The 19413-nt window shown below is 62.9% G+C and carries 20 protein-coding genes; 7 read left to right on the forward strand and 13 right to left on the reverse strand.

All coding sequences use genetic code 11. From position 1 onward, the window contains the following. Positions 1-6: 6 nt before the first annotated feature. Complete coding sequence (locus MST27_RS04015; RefSeq protein WP_243604728.1) at positions 7-2601, forward strand: bifunctional diguanylate cyclase/phosphodiesterase; 2595 nt, start codon at positions 7-9, stop codon at positions 2599-2601. Positions 2602-2614: 13 nt separating this feature from the next. Here MST27_RS04015 and MST27_RS04020 read toward each other — a convergent pair whose 3' ends face one another. The 7 genes from MST27_RS04020 to MST27_RS04050 all read right to left on the reverse strand — a co-directional run bounded on the left by MST27_RS04020 (position 2615) and on the right by MST27_RS04050 (position 8513). After that, complete coding sequence (locus MST27_RS04020) at positions 2615-3157, reverse strand: hypothetical protein (RefSeq protein WP_243604729.1); 543 nt, start codon at positions 3155-3157, stop codon at positions 2615-2617. Positions 3158-3174: 17 nt separating this feature from the next. Beyond that, a complete protein-coding gene (locus MST27_RS04025) occupies positions 3175-4605 on the reverse strand; it encodes an aminotransferase-like domain-containing protein (protein ID WP_243604730.1) in 1431 nt (476 codons plus the stop codon). A gap of 116 nt (positions 4606-4721) precedes the next feature. Continuing rightward, positions 4722-5519 (reverse strand): OmpA family protein, encoded by a 798-nt coding sequence (locus MST27_RS04030; RefSeq protein ID WP_243605047.1) that lies wholly within the window; start codon positions 5517-5519, stop codon positions 4722-4724. Between the two features lie 5 nt (positions 5520-5524). Next, a complete protein-coding gene (locus MST27_RS04035) occupies positions 5525-5872 on the reverse strand; it encodes a DUF4398 domain-containing protein (RefSeq protein WP_243604731.1) in 348 nt (115 codons plus the stop codon). An 11-nt stretch (positions 5873-5883) separates the two neighbouring features. Then, a complete protein-coding gene (locus MST27_RS04040; RefSeq protein WP_243604732.1) occupies positions 5884-6714 on the reverse strand; it encodes a substrate-binding periplasmic protein in 831 nt (276 codons plus the stop codon). A gap of 119 nt (positions 6715-6833) precedes the next feature. Further along, positions 6834-7763 carry an electron transfer flavoprotein subunit alpha/FixB family protein gene (locus MST27_RS04045; protein ID WP_243604733.1) on the reverse strand — a complete coding sequence of 310 codons (930 nt, stop codon included), beginning with the start codon at positions 7761-7763 and terminating at the stop codon, positions 6834-6836. After that, entirely contained in the window at positions 7764-8513 is a 750-nt protein-coding gene (locus tag MST27_RS04050) for an electron transfer flavoprotein subunit beta/FixA family protein (protein ID WP_243604734.1), read from the reverse strand. Positions 8514-8845: 332 nt separating this feature from the next. Here MST27_RS04050 and MST27_RS04055 point away from each other — a divergent pair, with 332 nt between their 5' ends. Further along, the gene (locus tag MST27_RS04055; RefSeq protein WP_243604735.1) at positions 8846-10501 is read left to right on the forward strand and encodes an electron transfer flavoprotein-ubiquinone oxidoreductase; all 1656 of its coding nucleotides are present in this window, start codon (positions 8846-8848) and stop codon (positions 10499-10501) included. Between the two features lie 58 nt (positions 10502-10559). On the opposite strand, the gene MST27_RS04060 is transcribed toward MST27_RS04055, so the two are convergent. From MST27_RS04060 to ttcA, 5 genes are all read right to left on the reverse strand, one after another. Continuing rightward, positions 10560-11126 carry a DUF1285 domain-containing protein gene (locus MST27_RS04060; protein WP_243604736.1) on the reverse strand — a complete coding sequence of 189 codons (567 nt, stop codon included), beginning with the start codon at positions 11124-11126 and terminating at the stop codon, positions 10560-10562. 8 nt (positions 11127-11134) lie between these two features. After that, positions 11135-11737: a DUF4823 domain-containing protein gene (locus tag MST27_RS04065; RefSeq protein WP_243604737.1), complete on the reverse strand. Its 603-nt coding sequence runs from the start codon at positions 11735-11737 to the stop codon at positions 11135-11137. Positions 11738-11813: 76 nt separating this feature from the next. After that, a complete protein-coding gene (locus MST27_RS04070; RefSeq protein ID WP_243604738.1) occupies positions 11814-12485 on the reverse strand; it encodes a DNA-3-methyladenine glycosylase I in 672 nt (223 codons plus the stop codon). A gap of 71 nt (positions 12486-12556) precedes the next feature. After that, positions 12557-13621: a 3-deoxy-7-phosphoheptulonate synthase gene (locus MST27_RS04075; RefSeq protein ID WP_243604739.1), complete on the reverse strand. Its 1065-nt coding sequence runs from the start codon at positions 13619-13621 to the stop codon at positions 12557-12559. Between the two features lie 498 nt (positions 13622-14119). Next, positions 14120-14944: a tRNA 2-thiocytidine(32) synthetase TtcA gene (gene ttcA, locus MST27_RS04080; RefSeq protein WP_243604740.1), complete on the reverse strand. Its 825-nt coding sequence runs from the start codon at positions 14942-14944 to the stop codon at positions 14120-14122. Positions 14945-15057: 113 nt separating this feature from the next. Here ttcA and MST27_RS04085 point away from each other — a divergent pair, with 113 nt between their 5' ends. The 4 genes from MST27_RS04085 (at position 15058) to MST27_RS04100 (ending at position 17794) form a co-directional block, all read left to right on the forward strand. Next, on the forward strand, positions 15058-15684 hold the full coding sequence (locus tag MST27_RS04085; protein ID WP_243604741.1) for a DNA-J related domain-containing protein: 627 nt from the start codon (positions 15058-15060) through the stop codon (positions 15682-15684). Positions 15685-15821: 137 nt separating this feature from the next. Further along, the gene (locus MST27_RS04090) at positions 15822-16421 is read left to right on the forward strand and encodes a Yip1 family protein (protein WP_243604742.1); all 600 of its coding nucleotides are present in this window, start codon (positions 15822-15824) and stop codon (positions 16419-16421) included. 161 nt (positions 16422-16582) lie between these two features. Beyond that, positions 16583-17245 carry a Yip1 family protein gene (locus MST27_RS04095; RefSeq protein ID WP_243604743.1) on the forward strand — a complete coding sequence of 221 codons (663 nt, stop codon included), beginning with the start codon at positions 16583-16585 and terminating at the stop codon, positions 17243-17245. A gap of 54 nt (positions 17246-17299) precedes the next feature. Continuing rightward, positions 17300-17794 (forward strand): SprT family zinc-dependent metalloprotease, encoded by a 495-nt coding sequence (locus tag MST27_RS04100; protein ID WP_243604744.1) that lies wholly within the window; start codon positions 17300-17302, stop codon positions 17792-17794. Positions 17795-17796: 2 nt separating this feature from the next. Here MST27_RS04100 and MST27_RS04105 read toward each other — a convergent pair whose 3' ends face one another. Continuing rightward, positions 17797-18984 carry an MFS transporter gene (locus tag MST27_RS04105; RefSeq protein WP_243604745.1) on the reverse strand — a complete coding sequence of 396 codons (1188 nt, stop codon included), beginning with the start codon at positions 18982-18984 and terminating at the stop codon, positions 17797-17799. Between the two features lie 252 nt (positions 18985-19236). Here MST27_RS04105 and MST27_RS04110 point away from each other — a divergent pair, with 252 nt between their 5' ends. Next, positions 19237-19410 carry a periplasmic nitrate reductase, NapE protein gene (locus MST27_RS04110; RefSeq protein WP_243604746.1) on the forward strand — a complete coding sequence of 58 codons (174 nt, stop codon included), beginning with the start codon at positions 19237-19239 and terminating at the stop codon, positions 19408-19410. Positions 19411-19413: the final 3 nt, after the last annotated feature.

Raw genomic sequence — 19413 nt, forward strand, 5'->3', positions numbered from 1 at the left:
TGAACCATGTCAGCAGTACCCGCCTCCTTCGGTGATATCAGGCCCCAGGCCCAGGCCACCTTCGCCCGCCGTATCCTCCCGTCCATCGCCTGCCTACTGGCTGTCGCGCTACTCGCGGCGGCCGCCGCCGTCATCCATATCGCCTGGACCATCGATCGCGACGCGCTCGTGCGTGAACGGTTCCTGGCCGAGCGCGCGTTCGAAACCCATCAGGAGGGCATGAATCGACACATCGCGGACAACGCCTTCTGGGGTGACGCCTACGCCAACCTCAGCAGCCGTACCAATCTGGACTGGGCGTACGACCAGCAGAATCTCGGACCTTCGCTGTTCGAGGACTTCGGCTACGAGGCCGTGTTCGTGATCGATGCCCAGGGGCGCACCACCTACTCGGTGATTCGCGGCGAGCTTGCGCAGATCGACGCCGATGAGTGGCTTGGCAACGGATTGCGTGCACTGCTAGCCGATGCCCGCACGGCGGTCGAAGACGAGGAAACCGCTGCCGGCCTGCTGACGGCCGAGGGGCACCCGGCCATGGCCGCGGCGGCGGTCATGACGACGGGCGGCAGCGATATCAAGCCGGGCCCCGGCCCGGCGGCGACCTTGCTGTTCGTCGATCTGCTCGACCCTGCGCGTCTTCGTGAATTGGGCGCGGCCTATGCGATCGACGGCCTGCGTGTCGCAACCGGCCAGGGCGACGACCCCGATGCGCGCCTCGCGCTGGCGCGACTCGACGCTTCGCCGGTGACAATGACCTGGTCGGTGTCGCAACCCGGCGAATACCTGCTCTGGATCACCATGCCAGTGCTCGGCGCCGTCACCCTCGGCCTCGGCCTGCTCGCCTGGCTACTGCTGCGCCAGGCGTTGAGAAACCTGCGGGTGATGGACACCAGCTACAAACGTCTGATGGCGAGCCGCTCGGCGCTGGCGGCCAGCGAAGAGCGCTTTCGCGACGTCGCCGAGGCCGCGTCCGACTGGATCTGGGAAACGGACCACCAGGCCCGGCTGACTTACCTGTCCAGCCGGTTCGAAGAGATCACCGGTCACAAGCCGGACACCTGGATAGGCCGTCCATTACTCGATCTGCTCATCAGTGACAAAGCGGCGCTGCAGGACTGGCTCGGCTCGTCACGCCGAGCCCCTCTGCGTTGCAGCTACCGGGCCGCCATTGGCTGCGAGCGGCATTGTCGTTTGTCAGCGCGGGCGATCCGCCGCGACGGGGCGCTGCTCGGCTATCGCGGCACCGCAAGCGACATCACCGAAGAAACCAAGGCCCAGGCGCGCGTGCAGTACCTGTCGCAGCACGACGCGCTCACCGGCCTGCCCAACCGCAACCGGCTACGCGAATACCTGGAAACCAGACTTGCGACGGTCACCAGCGTCTCGAAGCTGGCCGTCCTGTACATCGATCTTGACCGATTCAAGCCGGTCAACGACACGCTGGGCCACGGTGCCGGCGACGAGATTCTCGTGGGGGTCTCCAGTCGGCTCAAGCAATGCGTGCGAGCTGACGATCTCGTTGCTCGCCTGGGCGGGGACGAATTCGTCATGGTGCTCGGGCGCCTGCAGGGTGGTGACGATATCGAGGGGCTTTGCGCCCGCGTGGTGACGAGCCTCAGCGAACCCTTTCATTACGAAGAGCACCTTATCCACATCGGTGCCAGCATCGGCATCGCCCTGGCGCCAACCGACGCCGTACAGGCCAGCGACCTGCTGCGCTGCGCCGACATCGCGCTGTACCAGGCCAAGGCCAATGGCCGCGGCACCTGGTGTTTCTACGGCAGCGAGATGGACAAACGATTGCACGAGCGCCGACGGCAGGAAGACGACCTGCGCCTGGCTCTGGCCGAACAGCAGTTCGAGGTCTATTACCAACCGCGCTATTTCAGTGAAGGCATGCGGGTCAACGGTGCTGAGGCGCTGATCCGCTGGCATCACCCGACACGCGGCCTGCTCCTGCCTGAACAGTTCGTGCCACTGGCCGAAGAAACCGGCCTGATCGTTCCGCTTGGGGAATGGGTGCTGCGCCAGGCCTGCCTCGAAGCAGCGAACTGGCATGCCGCGACGGTCGTGTCGGTGAACCTTTCGCCCCTGCAGTTGCGCAACGCCGAGCTGTTCGAAGTCATCCGCAGCGCCCTGCTCGACAGCGGCCTGCCCGCCGCCAGGCTTGAACTGGAGATCACCGAAAGCGCGTTGCTGGAGGAAAACCAGAGCACGCTCGATGTACTCAATCGCTTGAAAACGCTGGGTCTGCGCCTGGCCATGGACGACTTCGGCACGGGTTACTCGTCGCTGAGCAATCTGCGGCTTTATCCGTTCGATGTCATCAAGATCGACGGCAGCTTCGTCGCCGGTATGCCGCACTCGGTCGAGGATCACTCCATCGTCAAGGCCTTGATCGATCTCGGGCGCGGGCTGCGCATTCGGGTCACGGCCGAAGGGGTCGAGACGTCGGAGCAGATGGATTTGCTGCTGGCGGACGGCTGCAGAGAAATGCAGGGCTTTCACATGAGCCGGCCGTTACGTGTCGAGGAACTCCACCAGCTCTTCGAGCGCAGCCGCCTTCAGGAAACAGCACCCAGCGACGCGAACCTGACCTGAGGCCCTGCGGCCCTCAACGCTTGATTTTGAAGTTGATCTGCGCGCCGCTGATATCGTCCTCGCGCCCTTCGATATCCGGCAGCAGGCGACCGCTCATCTGCAACGAGCGGTCGGGCTTTCCGGTCGGGAAAAGGGGTGGAAGAAGGTCCAGGCTGGCCTCTTCCTGGCTGTTGTCGAGCGTTTCGGTCCAGTCGTCCGGCAGGCTCAGATCCAGCTCGGGAGCGTCCAGCGCCGGCTCGGCCGCCGCCTGGCGACGCTGGGCCGCAGCGCGTTCGGGTGCCTTGACGGGTGCCGGTGCGACCTCGACCGGTGGTGGCGCCTCAGCCGCCTCGTCCGTGACCTCGGGCAACTCGATGCTGATCGGGGGCGGGAGATCCTGGTCGGGCTGATCGAGCCGGGGTGCCTGGTCCGGCTCGGGTGCGATCGGCTCACCCAGCGTGATCTCCCCACGCGGCTCAGGCGTGTCCGGTGCATGCGGCTGCTCCGACGGCTGGTCGCCATCGCAAGCACCGAGAAGCGGTAATGCCAACCGGAACAACCATGCCCTCACCGTCACCCCTCACCTCCTCATGACTAGTTCGCTTGCCGACAGAGCTCCCCTGCCAAAGTACCCAGCGTCTTCAACGCCCGCTCTACCTCAGCGGTCCACGGCAAGGCGCAATTGAGCCGGATGCAGTGATTGAACTGCTCGGTATTGCTGAAGATCAACCCTGGCGCGATGCTGATCCCCCGATTGAGCGCCTGTACGTGCAACTCCTTGGTGTTCACGCGGGCCGGCAGGCTCACCCAGAGAATGAACCCGCCCGTGGGCCGCGTCATCTGCGTGCCCTCCGGGAAAAAACGCTGCACCGCCAGCTGGAACGCGCTGAGGTTGCTGCGGTACTCGTGCCGGATATAGCGCAGGTGCCGATCGTAGCCGCCATTCTCCAGGTAGGCGGCCACACCCATCTGGGTCACGCTGCAGGCCGAGTGGGTGCTGAAGGTCTGCAGGCGATGGACGTCCTCCCGGTACCTGCCCGGCAGGATCCAGCCGATCCGTACACCCGGAGACAGCGTCTTGGAGAAGCTCGAGCAATAGATCACCCGCCCCTCGCTGTCATTGGATTTCAGCGCCTTGACCGAACCTGCGTCGAACATGAGTTCGCCGTAGATATCGTCTTCGACAATCTGGATGTCGAAATTCGCCGCCAGCTTGAGCAATTGTTTCTGCCGTGCGTCCGGCATGCTGCCGCCGAGCGGATTGCTCAGCCGCGCGGTGAGCACGAGTGCCTTGATCGGCCACTGGCTGGCGGCCAGTTGCAACGCTTCGAGGCTCAGACCCGTATCCGGGTCGCAGGGAATCTCGATGACCTTCAGACCGAGCAGGTCGGCCAGCTGGAGCAGGCCGTAATAACTGGGCGACTCGGCAGCGATGAGATCGCCGGGCTTGGTCAGTACGCGTAACGACATCTGCAGTGCATCGACGCAACCGTGAGTGATCACCACTTCATCCGGTCCGACGACCACACCCGCGTCACGCATGCGGATGGCGACCTGCCGGCGCAGAGGCTCGTACCCGGGGCTGAACATGTAGGTGAAGGCGCGCTGGCTCTGGAAGCGCGTCACCTTCGCCAATTGCTGATGCAGCGCCCGAACCGGCAGGTAATCGACATGAGGTACCGCGGCCCCGAGCGGAATCAATCCGTCGCGACGCGACTCACTCAATACCTGATTGATGATGCTGCTGCGGGTGACCAGCGTCGGCCGCTCGACCTGCGCGATATCCGGCGTCGGGGCCGTCAGCGCCGGCGTGTGGTGCACATAGAAACCCGACTGCGGGCGCGCCCGGATCATGCCCTGGTCTTCTAGGTTCGCGTAGGCCTGCAGGACGGTGGCATGGCTGACGTTGAGCTGCATGCTCATCTTGCGCACGGACGGGACACGCTCGCCAGGCCGATAGACACCACGGCGAATGTCTTCGGCAAGCTGGTGCGCAATACGCTGGTAAAGCAACAGATTGGTCATTTGGCCCGTCTCCGCGAACTGGACCATAACAGTAGTACAGGGCTACAGAACCCGACCAATACAGTTAGCAGGTAAGTCGCCGAAACAGTCGGTTACCTTTACGCCGGCGCCACGCCTCAACGCGGTGGACTGAGCCGCCCCTTGTCGTCCGAGAAGAGAATTTCGACCCGACGATTCTGTGCCCGCCCCCGCGCCGAGGCGTTCTCGCTGATCCGATGCTGCTCGCCGTAGCCGAGCACCTCCATGCGCGAGGCCTCGATGCCTAGGTCGACCAGGAAATCCGCGACGGCCTGCGCCCGAGCGCGGGACAGCTGAAGATTCTCAGCGGCGTCGCCGCGGTTATCCGTATAGCCCTCGATACGGATTCTGCGGCCAGGGTTGAGCTGGAGGAAATGGGCCAGTTTGAGCAAGGTGCGATTGGCCGAGTTACCGAGTTCGGCGCTAGCCGGCTTGAACAGGACATCGCCCAGGGTCATTACCAAACCGCGATCGGATTCGGCAGCAGCCATACTGATCATCTGCTCGTCCAGCCAGCGATCCTGCTGATGGGCGTCCAGCACCCTGGCCTCTTGCAGCGTCTGCCGCAGGCGCTCCTGTTCCATCGCCAATTGCGTAGCACGCATCTGGTTGCGTTGCAGCGCGCTGTGATTACGAGCGATCTCGCTGTAGCGCCGACTGAGATACGCATAGTGTTCGGCATCCTCGGCATTGCCCAGATAGCCTGCGAAGCGCTTGGCGCGCTCGAGTGAATCGCCGGCACGCATGACATCCTTCGGCGCGTCATGCACGACGCGTGCATCCTGGCTGACCTGCTCGTACGCAGCGCTCGCCTCCTGCAGCTGCTGCTCCAAGCCCGGGGACGTACAGCCCTGAAGGCCGGCAGCGCCAAGAAAGAGAAACGGCATGATGCGAATCGACTTCACCGTAATGCTCCCAACTGTTCACGCAAGCGCGCGATACGACGATTCAATTCGTTCAGCTGCAGTTCACTTTTGTCGTTGAGCACTTGCGCCTCGGCATAGCGAGCATCCAACTCGGCCTGCTCAGCCTGCAGCCGGGCGCGGCGATAGTCGCGATCCTTCATCGCCGCGGTGGCGTTCGCCAGTTTGTCTTCAGCCTGCCGCAATGCCGGGACCTGTTCGGTGGCACCGACGGCACGGGCCTGAACGATGGCCTGCTCAGTCAGGCGAAGCTGCTCGGAGGGAGCGGGATCGGTAGCGCAGCCTGAAAGCACCAGCGCGCAAACGGATAGGAAGGGTATTTTCAACTCGTTCGACCCTAGCGGTGAGAACTGCTGGCAGGTGCCAATTGTTGTTGCTTCCAGCGATCAAGGTTATCCGCGAGCAGCTGCTCGGGCACACCAGCGGCGCGTAGCTCGGTCATCTTTACCGCGAGCTGGCCCCGCAGCCAGGGGGAATTGCACGCAGAGTCATGGGACACCGCCAAATGCATCCCTCTACTCAGTACCGGTGGTTGCAGCCGTTGCACGTCGTCGAGCAAGCCCAATGGGCCGGCAAGCGCGACGGCGCTGTACCGCTCATGCAGGACGTAATCGGTCTCGCCCACCAGCAGCCGCTGCATCGCTTCGGCAAGACTGGGCGCGGTATCCAGCTTCAACGCCTCGGCTGCATAGCCTTCGAAGACGCGGCCCCAGTTCTGCCCAGCCACTCGCGTACCGGTCTGTCCGGCGAGATCGTCCCGGCTCGCATAGAAGACCCCTGGTTCGTTACGCACCCAGGCAGCGACCTGCAGCCCGGTGATGGCCGGATGCACGAAGTCCATCCGCTCCAGCTCCGACACGCTCAATGCCGCATCGGCCAACAGATCCACGCGGCCACTGCTTACCTCTTCCAAGGCTTTTGCCGAGTCACCGGTATAGAGCAGCTCCAGCTTGAGCTCGAGCGAATCGGCGATCCGCTTGAGCATATCGGCATTGGCACCTATCAGGCGCTTCGGATTCTGCGGATCGCGCCAGAGAAACGGTGGGTTGTCCGCACCACCCGTGGCGATCAGACGGTCGCACTTGCCACCCGCCGCGCCGGCGGCCAAAGGTGTCGCGAGCAGCGACGTGATCAGGGCGGCGATTTTCAGCCGGACGGCACAGCGCATGGGTTACCTCTTGTCGGATGGCGAACGGACCTGGCAGCGCATCTTAACACCGGCCGCGGGGACCGAGCGCCCATGAAAAAACCCGCTACGAGAGCGGGTTTTTCTTCCTGCGAAACGCCTCAGACGAGCTCTTCGAGCGCCGGCAGGATTTCGAAGAGATCACCTACCAGGCCGTAATCGGCAACCTGGAAGATAGGTGCTTCCTCATCCTTGTTGATCGCGACGATCACCTTGGAGTCCTTCATGCCGGCCAGGTGCTGGATGGCACCGGAGATGCCGACCGCGATGTACAGCTGCGGCGCGACGATCTTGCCCGTCTGGCCGACCTGCATGTCGTTCGGTACGAAGCCAGCATCCACCGCGGCGCGCGAGGCGCCGACCGCTGCACCGAGTTTGTCGGCCAGCGAATACAGGTGCTTGAAGTTCTCGCCGTTCTGCATGCCCCGGCCGCCGGAGACGACGATCTTCGCAGCGGTCAGTTCGGGACGGTCAGACTTGGCCAACTCTTCGCCGACGAAGGAAGACACGCCCGCATCACCCGAACCGGACACCTGCTCGACGCTCGCCGAGCCGCCCTCGGCATTGACCGGATCGAAACCGGTTGCGCGAACGGTGATGACTTTGATCGGCGCGCTGGACTGCACGGTGGCGATGGCATTGCCGGCATAGATCGGACGCTTGAAAGTATCAGCACTCTCGACAGCGATGATCTCGGAGAGCTGGTCGACATCGAGCTGAGCAGCGACACGCGGCATGAAATTCTTGCCATTGGTCGTGGCAGCGGCCAGGACGTGGCTGTAGTCCTTGGCGAGGCCGGCGATCAACGGCGCAACGTTCTCCGGCAACTGATGGCCGTAGGCCGCGTCGTCGGCGACGAGCACCTTGGATACGCCTTCTATCTTTGCAGCCGCTTCGCCGATGGCGCCGCAACCGGCGCCGGCGACCAGCACATGAATATCGCCACCGATTGCTTTGGCGGCAGCCACTGTGTTCAGGGTCGCAGCGGCCAGAACGGCATTGTTGTGTTCAGCGATAACCAGGATAGCCATTTAGATTACCTTCGCCTCGTTCTTCAGTTTCTCGACCAGTTCAGCCACCGACTTGACCTTGATACCGGCGCTGCGTGCAGCAGGTGCTTCGACCTTCAACGTCTTCACGGTCGAGGTGACGGTCACGCCCAGCGCATCCGGGGTCACGACCTCAAGGGGCTTCTTCTTGGCCTTCATGATGTTCGGCAGCGACGCATAACGCGGCTCGTTGAGGCGCAGATCGGTGGTCACGATGGCCGGCAGGTTCAGCAGCACGGTCTGTGCACCGCCGTCGATTTCACGCTCGACCTTGACCTTGTCACCTTCCACTTCGACCTTGGAGGCAAAGGTGCCCTGGGCGAAGCCGGTGAGCGCACCGAGCATCTGACCGGTCTGGTTGTTGTCGCTGTCGATGGCTTGCTTGCCGAGGATGACCAGCTGGGGCTGTTCCTTGTCGACAACGGCCTTGAGCAGCTTGGCCACGGCCAGCGAGTTCAGCTCTTCGCTGGACTCGACCAGTACGCCACGGTCGGCGCCCAGCGCCAGGGCGGTACGCAGCTGCTCTTGAGCGGCGGTCGGACCGATGGAAACCACGACGATCTCGCTGGCGACGCCCTTCTCTTTCAGGCGAACGGCCTCTTCCACGGCAATTTCGCAGAAGGGGTTCATCGACATCTTGACGTTGGCGAGGTCGACGCCGGAGTTGTCCGCCTTGACACGAACCTTGACGTTGTAATCGACCACTCGTTTGACAGCTACAAGAATCTTCATGGATTCCTCTACTCTCCGGTGAATAGGAATGTCGCCGAGGCGAACCGAGCCATGGCTCGGGGATTCGGGCGTCAATAGAACCGCGGAACCCTTTCGGCGCGCGCAAAACTGCCCGTATCTTGACTGCTGCCTACGGCTGGGGTCAACAACGCATATACCCCGCTATAACCAGCAGATTCGCGATTCTAACAGGCTTGCGGAAAATTCAAACAAACGTTTGTATTGGACCCCTACCGGCACATCTATATAATGCGGCAGCTCGGCCAGGTCAGGGAAACGATCCAGCCCTCACGATCACACAAAAATTCAAAGCCTTGAGTAGGAGATAGCCAATGGAACGCGAATACATGGAATTCGACGTAGTCATCGTCGGCGCCGGCCCCGCGGGCCTGTCCGCTGCCTGCCGACTGAAGCAGAGGGCTGCCGACGCCGGGAACGAGATCAGTGTCTGCGTCGTCGAGAAGGGTTCCGAAGTCGGCGCCCATATCCTGTCCGGCGCCGTGTTCGAGCCTCGCGCGCTCAACGAGCTCTTCCCCAACTGGAAGGAACTCGAGGCCCCGCTGAACACCCCCGTCACGCGAGACGACATCTACCTGCTCAAGAGCGCCGACGCGGCGCGCAAGCTGCCCAATGCACTGGTTCCGAAGACCATGCATAACGAAGGCAACTACATCATTTCTCTCGGCAATTTGTGCCGATGGCTGGCCCAGCAAGCGGAAAACCTGGGCGTCGAGATCTACCCGGGCTTCGCCGCCCAGGAAGCGCTGATCGACGAGAACGGCGTTGTCCGCGGCATCGTTACCGGTGACCTGGGCGTCGATCGCGAAGGCAATCCCAAGGAAGGCATGTACACCCCGGGCATGGAGCTGCGTGCCAAGTACACCCTGTTCGCCGAAGGCTGCCGAGGCCATATCGGCAAGCAGCTGATCAGCCGCTACCAGCTCAACGCCAACGTCGATCCGCAACACTATGGGATCGGTATCAAGGAACTCTGGGACATCGATCCGGCCAAGCATGAGCCCGGCCTGGTGGTGCACACCGCCGGCTGGCCGCTGGACGATGACAATACCGGCGGCTCCTTCCTCTATCACCTGGAAAACAACCAGGTCGTGGTCGGTCTGATCATCGACCTGTCCTATAGCAACCCCTACCTGTCGCCGTTCGATGAGTTCCAGCGCTACAAGCACCATCCCGTGGTGAAACAGTATCTGGAAGGTGGCAAGCGTGTGTCCTACGGTGCGCGCGCCATCGCCAAGGGTGGCCTGAACTGCCTGCCGAAGATGGTGTTCAAGGGCGGTGCGCTGATTGGTTGCGACGCCGGCACGCTGAACTTCGCCAAGATCAAGGGCAGCCACACCGCCATGAAGTCCGGCATGTTGGCCGCCGAAGCCGTAGCCGACGCGCTGTTCGCCGGACGCGAGGGCGGCGACGAGCTGACGGGCTACGAGGAAGGATTCAAGAGCAGCTGGCTGTACGACGAGCTGTACAAGAGTCGTAATTTCGGTGCGGCGATCCACAAGTGGGGCGCGGTCAAGGGCGGTGCGTTCAATTTCGTCGACCAGAACATTTTCGGCGGCAAGATTCCTTTCACGCTGCACGATACCAAGCCGGATCATGCGTGCCTGAAACTCGCCGCGCAGTCCAAACGAATCGATTACCCTAAGCCCGACGGCAAGCTCAGCTTCGACAAGCTCAGTTCGGTGTTCCTCTCCAACACCAACCATGAGGAAGAGCAACCCGTTCACCTCAAGCTGACCGACCCATCGATCCCGATCGAGAAGAACCTGCCGCTGTACGACGAACCCGCCCAGCGCTACTGCCCGGCTGGCGTCTACGAGGTGGTCGACAACGACGACGGCAGCAAGCGTTTCCAGATCAACGCGCAGAATTGCGTGCACTGCAAGACCTGCGATATCAAGGACCCGGCGCAGAACATCACCTGGGTTGCGCCAGAAGGTACCGGCGGGCCGAACTACCCCAACATGTAAGCAACGAAAAGGCTCCCTCGGGAGCCTTTTTTATCACCGGTAAGAACTGCAGCGATCGCTATTCGGCGCGACCAATCGGAAAGAACACCCCACCGCTCCACACACCGAGCCAGTTTTCGCCTTCGACCACACCCGGCACCGCCAGCTCGACAAGCTGGTAGAACACGTTGCGATGTACCAGTGCTTCCAGATTGGCGCGCACATGGATGTAGGGTGACGGCTCCTGCGTCTGCGGAGCGATGACGACACGCAGCGGATGCTCGGCGCCCGCCTCCACCTCATCCTCGACATTGGTGACGAAGCGCAGACGTTGCTCTGCGCCATCGCCCGTCACTTCCAGACGCACCGCCACGAAGGGGGCATCCTCGACCTGTATGCCGACCTTCTCGACCGGCGTGACGAGAAAATAGTCATCGCCATCGCGGCGGATGACTGTCGAGAACAGGCGCACCATCGCCGGCCGGCCGATCGGTGTGCCCATGTAGTACCAGCGGCCGTCGCGAGCGATGCGCATGTCGAGATCCCCACAGAATGGCGGATTCCACAGGTGCACCGGTGGCAGCCCCTTCTTCTCTTGCTTCGGAATCTGCCCCAGCAGATCCGCAGCCTTGCCTGCATCGCTCATGTTGGCTCCTATCGACTAAGGCCGATCAGGCTCCGTGCATAGTCCCTGAGAGGCGGACCCAGCAGAACCTGTGGCGTCGCATCATAGATGTTCAGCAGCCCACCGCGGCTGCGGATCCGTGCCGTATCGACCAGATAATGGCTGCCCGTCTCGATGAGCATCAGCTGGATCACGCTGGTGTCGACACCCAGCCGGTCGACCGCACGCTGGTCGTTCAACTCGTCGAAGCTGCCGATTCGGTCATCCGCCGCGGCGAATCGCGTATACAGCAAGTAATGGGCACCCGCAGCGGTCGCCTGGTTCAATGCCTCGTCCAATCCAGCAGGATCGGGTGCACGCCGGACGAGGGGGAAATACTCGACGAAGCCCTTGAAGGCTTCTTCCGCCACTACATTGGGCCGCGGGTAAGCGTTTCCTGGCGGCACGAAGTGCCCTTGAGCGATGTAGATGGACGAATCCGGCTGCAAGCGCCAGGACGCAGACCGCTGCGTATGGCTGTGGTCGAGAATACCGACGTCGCGCAGCTGCTCGCGTGTCCCCTCGGCCATGTCGCTGACCTTCATACACCCGCCAAGAACCAGGAAGGCGGCGATTAAACTGATCATCTTCATCCGAATGCTCCTGCGGCTGACGGAAAACTGGCAGTCCGCAGCCCAATGCAGCAACCACGCCAGCTCGCGCCCTCGGCTAGTGATTGACCGTGAACGCCAGCATCGCCGAAAGCTGGCACAGCGGCCGGCCACTTTCTTCATGCCAGCGGTTGAAGACATCCTGCACCCGCGCCTGGTCCCGCTGGCTGCTCGGAACACGATCCACGACGTTCTGCGCTTTCAGCGCCGCAACCACATCATTGCTGGGGATGAAGGTGTCCTTGCCAGCCATGCGCAGCAAGCGCGGCGCAGACAAGCCGCCGAGCTGGCAACCTTGCTTGGCCAGGTATCGCCACAAGCCGACGATGTCGGTGATCGGCCAACCGGCGAGGAAATGACCGAAACTGCCATGGCTCGCGGTCACGTCAAGCACGAACTGGGCGTTGCGTGGCACGCTCTTGAGCTTGCCAAGATGCCGGATGATGCGGGCGTCCTGCATCAAGCGCTCGATATGCTCGCCGCCCATCAGCACCACCTTTTCCGGATCGAACCCGAAGAAGACCTCCTCGAAGGCCGGCCACTTGGCATCCACCAAGCTGTGCTTGAGCCCCGCGCGGAAGATGCGCAGGCTGATCAGCGACAAGTAACGGTCGTCCGGGACGGCGCGCAGCTCGTCGCCGCTGTTGGGCCGCGGCAGGCGGGCTTCCAGCGCCGCCGCCGAACCGAAACGATTGAGGCAGTACTCGTGCAGCCATTTGTAGTCACGCATGCAGTTCAATGCTCGATCCAGATTCGCGGCACAGGTTGCCCGCCCGGGACCGAGCCCGCAAGCCCGGCCACCTAGCGACGCAACCGGGCTGCCGCCTCGAGCAGGGTTTGCTCGGTCAACTGCCAGCCCAGGCAACCGTCGGTGATGGAAACGCCGTAGCGCAGATCGCCACCTAGGGCCTGGCAACCGTCGAACAGGTTGCTCTCCAGCATGACGCCTTTCAGGCTGTCGTCACCGCCCAGGCGCTGGTCGAGGACCGTCTGCAGCACTGCCGGCTGGCGCAACGGGTCCTTGCCGCTATTGGCATGGCTGCAGTCGACCAGAATGCGCGCTTCGATACCCTGCCGCTGCAATGCCGACCGAGCCGCGGCAACGCTCGCCGCGTCATGATTGGGCCCGGTGTGCCCGCCTCTTAACACCAGGTGGGTATCAGGGTTGCCGCGGGTAGTGATCACGGCCGGATGCCCGAGGTCGTCGATGCCGAAATGGCTGTGCGGGTGGGCGGCGGAGCGCATGGCGTCGCAGGCTATGCCCAGGCTGCCATCGGTGCCGTTCTTGAAACCGACCGGCATGTCCAGGCCGCTGACCAGTTCCCGATGGACCTGGGATTCGCTGGTACGGGCACCAATCGCAGCCCACCCCAGCAGGTCGTCCAGGTAACCTGCCACCAAGGGCTGCAACAGCTCCGTCGCGACCGGCAAACCGCGCTCGACAATGGCCAGCATCAAGCGCCTGGCAACCGCCAGCCCCGCCGCCATGTCGCCGCTGCCATCGAGGTGCGGATCGTAGACCAGGCCCTTCCAACCCACTGTGGTCCGCGGCTTCTCCACATAGGCGCGCATGACCAGCAGCAGTTGATCCTCGACCTGAGGCGTCAGCGCAGCAAGGCGCTCGGCATACTCCAGCGCGGCCTTGGGGTCGTGTAGCGAACAGGGGCCGACCACGACCAGCAATCGCGGATCACGCCCCTCGAGCACGGCGCGAATGGCGTCACGGTCAGCTGCGATACGTTGGGCGAGAGCGCCCGTCAGGGGCAGGCGCTGGCGCAGCAAGGCGGGGCTGGGTAGCGGCTGGGCGCTGCGACGGCTGATGGAGACAGATGTGGAGACAAGTTGAGCGGAGGCGGAAGCATTCATGATCTGGCGGTTCCCTCGCCGGCGCGGTCGATGCCGCGGCGGCGCTATCGAGTTGTTCGTTCTGGTGGTATGGAGGCAGCGGTCAGTCGGCTAAATCGCCAGTCATAGCGGTCGTTGCGGTAAGCGTTCCGATAACGGTTCATCTGCGGTTCCTCGAGCGGTGGCCATCGTTGGCCGGAAAAAACAAAACCCCCGGTCGGGTTGCCGACCGGGGGTTTCTTCAAACGTCTCTGGTGGCGACCCTGGTTGTCAGGCCGCCTGTGGGGTATCAGGCGAGCCTATGGCTAAACCAATACCCAAAAAAGTAATACGCCGACGACAGCAACGACTGCACACGAGCCCGCGCGGCGCGAGCAGCACCGGCGTGGAGCGAGGACAGAACATTGAGGCTGAACGGCATGGGAAACTCCAAAGCGATGGCCGAACCTTACTCCAGCGCCTCGCGGACAGGCAAGCAGGGCGAAGACGCCGCGACCCGGGTCGCGACGAACCGAGCGTTTAAAGGCTCATCACATCTAGGAAGCGCGGCTTCGCCGCATCATCGATGCGCAGGCTCTTGAAGTCGAAGAGGTTGCGGTCGGCCAGCTGCGAAGGCACCACGTTCTGCAGGGCGCGGAACATGATCTCCACACGCCCGGGCGATTTACGCTCCCACTCCTGCAGCATCTCCTTGACCACCTGGCGCTGCAGGTTCTCCTGCGAACCGCAGAGGTTGCACGGGATGATCGGGAAGGCCTTCATCGTCGAATAGGCCTCGATGTCCGCCTCGCTGCAGTAGGCGAGCGGACGGATCACCACGTTGCGCCCATCATCCGAGAGCAGCTTGGGCGGCATGGCCTTCAGCGTGCCGCCATAGAACATGTTGAGAAAGAAGGTTTCCAGAATGTCGTCGCGATGGTGCCCGAGGGCCATCTTGGTCGCGCCGATCTCGTCGGCGAACGTGTACAGGGTGCCGCGGCGCAGGCGCGAGCAGAGCGAACAGGTGGTCTTGCCTTCCGGAATCTTCTCCTTGACCACCGAATAGGTGTCTTTCTCGACGATGTGATACTCGACCCCGATCGACTTCAGGTATTCGGGCAACACTTGCTCGGGGAAGCCGGGTTGCTTCTGGTCCATGTTGACGGCAACGATTTCGAACCTGATCGGCGCGACCTTCTGCAGATACAGCAGCACGTCGAGCATGGTGTAGCTGTCCTTGCCGCCGGACAGGCAGACCATGACCTTGTCGCCATCCTCGATCATGTTGAAATCAGTGACGGCCTCGCCGGCGAGACGGCGCAGGCGCTTCTGCAATTTGTTCTGGTTGACCGAGAGGTTGCCCATGTCAGGTGTTCCGGGTGAGATGCGAAAGGCGCGCATTTTACGCGCAAATGCCCTGCCGCCCTACCCCGTCCATCCTGCGTTCGCCATGCTGGCGCTATGCTAGGCTTGCCCGCATGAACGATGACCTCGAACCCGAGCAGGACCTGGCTGAGCAGATCCTACTGCTGCTCCGCGAACAGCCCGATGGCTGCAGCGAATACGAGCTGATCCAGCAGCTCAAGGCCCGGCACAGCACTCATATTCCGCACCTGCCGCTGATCGACAAGCTGGTGCTATTCCGCACGCATTTCCTCGTTTTCAATGCGCTGTACCGCTTACGCGATCGGCTCTGGGGCGAATGCAGCCATCACCTCCAGATCTCCCCGCTCTGCGTCCAGCTGCAGCCCTACGTTCCAGGCACCAGTGGGATCACCACCGGCGATCCGCTTCGCGATTACTACCTGGACATGACCAACCTGCGCGACACCGACGAAGCGGAGGTCGAGCGCTTGCTCGCCAGCTTCTGGTCGCGCATGCGGGGCGACCAGGTGGGTGACCGCAGCGGCGACTGGGACCCGGAACAGAAGCGCGCCGCGCTGGAGCTGTTCGAACTGGACAGCGAGCCCGGCCTGGACATGGCTGCCATCAAGCGGCGCTATCGACAGCTCGTCAGCATCCACCACCCCGACCGCGGCGGCAGCACGACCCGCATTCAGTCGATAAACCTGGCGATGGAAATACTGCAACGGCATTACCGTTAGCGGTATAGCTTCCAAACGCTCTAACCACCCGGGTGCGCCGTGCCGCTGCAACCCTATACTGCGACTTAAGGTCGCACGCCCGTCCAACTGACGGAACGCCAGGCGAAGCGGCCCTCCAAAACAGAGGAGACGCTGGCATGATCAACCATGTTTGGGGACTGTTTGCACACCCTGGCCAGGAATGGCAGGAGATTACCGGCGAGGAACGTGAGGTCGGGCATCTTCACCTCGGTGAGGTGGCGGTGCTGGCTGCCATCCCGGCCATTTCGGCATTCATCGGAACCACGCAAGTGGGCTGGAGCATCAACGGCGGCGAGGCCGTGAAGCTCACCGAAAGCAGCGCCTTGCTTCTGACGGGGCTCTCCTACCTCGCGATGCTTGCGGGCGTTGCGGTCATGGGCGGATTCATCCACTGGATGTCGCGCACCTACGACGCCAACCCCACCCTGGTGCAATGCATCGTATTCGCTGCCTACACCGCGACGCCTTTGTTCGTAGGCGGCCTGGCGGCGCTCTATCCGCACATCTGGCTGGGCATGATCGTCGGCACGGCAGCCATCTGCTATACGGCGTACCTGCTGTATGTCGGCTTGCCGACCTTCATGAACATACCGTCCGATGAGGGCTTCCTTTTCTCAAGCTCGGTGCTTGCGGTCGGGCTCGTGGTGCTGGTAGCCATCATCGCCCTGTCGGTGATCATGTGGGGCATGGGCATCGGCCCGATCTACGTGCGCTGACCCACCCCCTCGCGGTCGGTCCAGGGGTTCGCCCCGGCCGGCCGCGCCGTTTCGCTTGCCTCTTTCCGCCCGAAGCGGGCCCGTCATGGTTTGGAATCCCTGCCGACCTTGAGCGTCTAAACCGCAACAGCGGCGCTCAAGCCCAGGCATCAGGAGGCTCCATGACCCCAGAATTCATCAGCTTGTTCACTCGCCCGGACCGCGCGTGGGAAACCATCCGCCAAAAGGAAGACGCCAACAGCCTGCATTACCTGTTTCACTTGCTGGTGCTGGCGCTCATCCCAGCGGTATGCCTGTTCATCGGCGTCACCGTCGTCGGCTGGAGCCTCGTCGAGGACGAGCGCGTGCGGCTGGATGCGGGGAGCGCGTTGCAGCTGTGCCTGCTGCTCTATCTGACCATCATCATCGGGACGCTCATCATGGGCGCCTTTGTGCGCTGGATGGCAAAGGCGTTCGAGGTACGCCCTAGCCTGAACCAGTGCATCGGCTTCGTGGCGTACGTCATCACGCCCTTCCTGCTGGCTGGAGTCACCGGGCTCTACCCGAATCGCTGGTTCGCCGCCATCGTCTTGCTCCTTGCAGGTATTTACTCGACCTACCTGCTGTTCACCGGGCTACCCGCGTTCATGCGCCAGCGCAACTCGCAGAGCTTCCTGTACGCCAGCTCGATCTGGGGCGTAGCGTTGCTCGTGCTCGTCACGGTGATGGTCAGCATGATCCTCTTCTGGCACCTGCGGCTGGAACCAACCTACGAGCGCAACACGGTGGAAAATCAGGGCTACTCCACTGAAGAGCGGCCACAGGAGGAGCCCGGCGGTCTTTGACCGGTTGCCGATATCGGTCGTTGGGGCATAATCCCGGCTTCTCTGGAGACCCCAATGCCCGATCAGCTTCACGCACGCGTCGAGGCCTGCTACAGGCAGGCCGAGGCGTTTTTCAACCGCCGGTTCGAGCGCCCGCAGGTGAGCTTCAAGCTCAGAGGCCAGAAGGCTGGCGTGGCCCACCTCGATCAGAACCTGCTGCGCTTCAACCCGCAGTTGTATCGGGAGAACCGCGAGCACTTTCTCAAGCAGACCGTCGCCCATGAGGTCGCACACCTGATCGCGCACCAGATGTTCGGCGGCCGCATTCGCCCGCACGGCGAAGAATGGCAACTGATCATGCGCGGCGTATACGAACTCACGCCGGACCGTTGCCACACCTATGAGATCGCACGGCGCCAGGCGCATCGCTTCATCTACCGGTGCCGCTGCGACGGACAGGACTTTCCCTTCACCGCTCAGCGCCATGCACTGGTACGCAAAGGCCGACGCTACTATTGCCTCCAGTGCCGCGCGACCCTGGTGTTCAGCGGCGAACAACGACTGGAGTGATGTTAGAGCGCCCTGGCGCGCCAACCGGCCAGCACGAAAAGCGCAGCAAGCACAGCCATCAGAGGCAGCCAGCCACTGTGTTCCCAGACATATCCCGCCACGTACCCGATCACGCTCGAGCCCAGGTAATACGCACACAGGTATAGCGCCGAGGCCTGCGCCTTGGCCCCCGCCGCATGCTTGCCGACCTGGCCGCTGGCGACCGCATGGGCCGCGAAGAAACCCAGAGTGAACAGGGCAAGCCCGGCGACGATCGCGATCAGCCAAGGCGCCGAGCAGAGCGCGACCCCGCACAGCATCAGCGCAACGCCGCCTTGCAACACCGCGCGAGCACCAAAGCGCGGCACCAGACGCCCCGCCCAACCCGCGCTGAAAATGCCCGCCAGGTACACCACGAACAGCAGGCCGATCACCGTGGAAGACAGCCCGAACGGCTCGCCGGCAAGGCGAAAGCCGATGTAGTTGAACAGCGCGACGAAACCGCCCATCAACAGAAAGCCCTGCATGAAGAGGTTGCGCAGGACGGGATTACCCAGGTGCCGGGCGAAATTGCCCAGCAGCCCACGGAGCGAAAGCGGTTGTGCGCTGAAGTGTCGCGACCGGGGCAGCAGCCAGGCGAACAGGCCCAGCGACAGTAAGCCGAGCCCGGCGATCCCGCCCAGCGCCAGTTGCCAACCGCCGATGTCACTCAGCAAGCCCGAAAGCAGGCGTCCCAGCAGCCCGCCCAGGGCCGTGCCGCCGATGTACAGCCCCATAGCCGCTGGCAACGATTCGGGCTCGAACTCCTCGCCGACATAAGCCATCGCCAGCGCCGGCAAGCCGCTCAGTGCCAGCCCGAGCAGCGCGCGCAGCACCAGCAGCGTATGCCACGAATCCGCCCAGACACAGGCCAGCCCCAGCAGACTGGCAGTGGCGAGCGCGCTCACCATGACCGGCTTGCGTCCCCAGCTTTCCGCCAGCGCGCCGGAAACCAGCAGGCACAACGCGAGCGACAACGTGGTCAGCGAGAGCGCAAGGCTGCTACTTGCCGCCGACACTCTGAAGTGTGCAGCCAGAAGCGGCAGCAGCGGTTGAACGCAATACAGTATGGCGAAGGTGGCAAAGCCGGCACAAAACAGCGCCAGCGTGGCCCGGCGATAGCCGGATGTGCCGCGTTTGAGGTGCGCGGCGGAAGCGGATCCAAGGGGCATGTTGGCAGTCGAGCAGCGAGCATGAAGCGAAGGGGTGCGAAGCCTATCACGCGCAGAATACAGCCGTGGACCCGGCTGGCGCCGCCTGCCGCTCATCCGAAACGCGCGGTGTAGGCGGGTTCGCTTGCGCTGGATCAAGAAAAGTGGAATTAGCAGCAATAACCTTATGCTTTGTGGACGAATGGTTTTGAAAGGCCGATTCCCTTTACCTAGACTCCTGCCATGACAATCGCAGTGACAAAGGTGAACGCAGTGGCCACTCAGACCGACCCAGCCCCCGCTGGAAAAGCCCAGGAAACCAAGCTTTTCATCTTTCTACTGGTATTTCTATTTCCTCTCTTGAGCGTCGTGACCGTTGCCGGTTACGGCTTCATCGTCTGGATCAGCCAGCTGGTCGTCTTCGGCCCCCCCGGCCCTCCCAGCTGACGA

The sequence above is a fragment of the Stutzerimonas marianensis genome (assembly GCF_022810315.1).
Lineage (GTDB): Bacteria > Pseudomonadota > Gammaproteobacteria > Pseudomonadales > Pseudomonadaceae > Stutzerimonas > Stutzerimonas marianensis.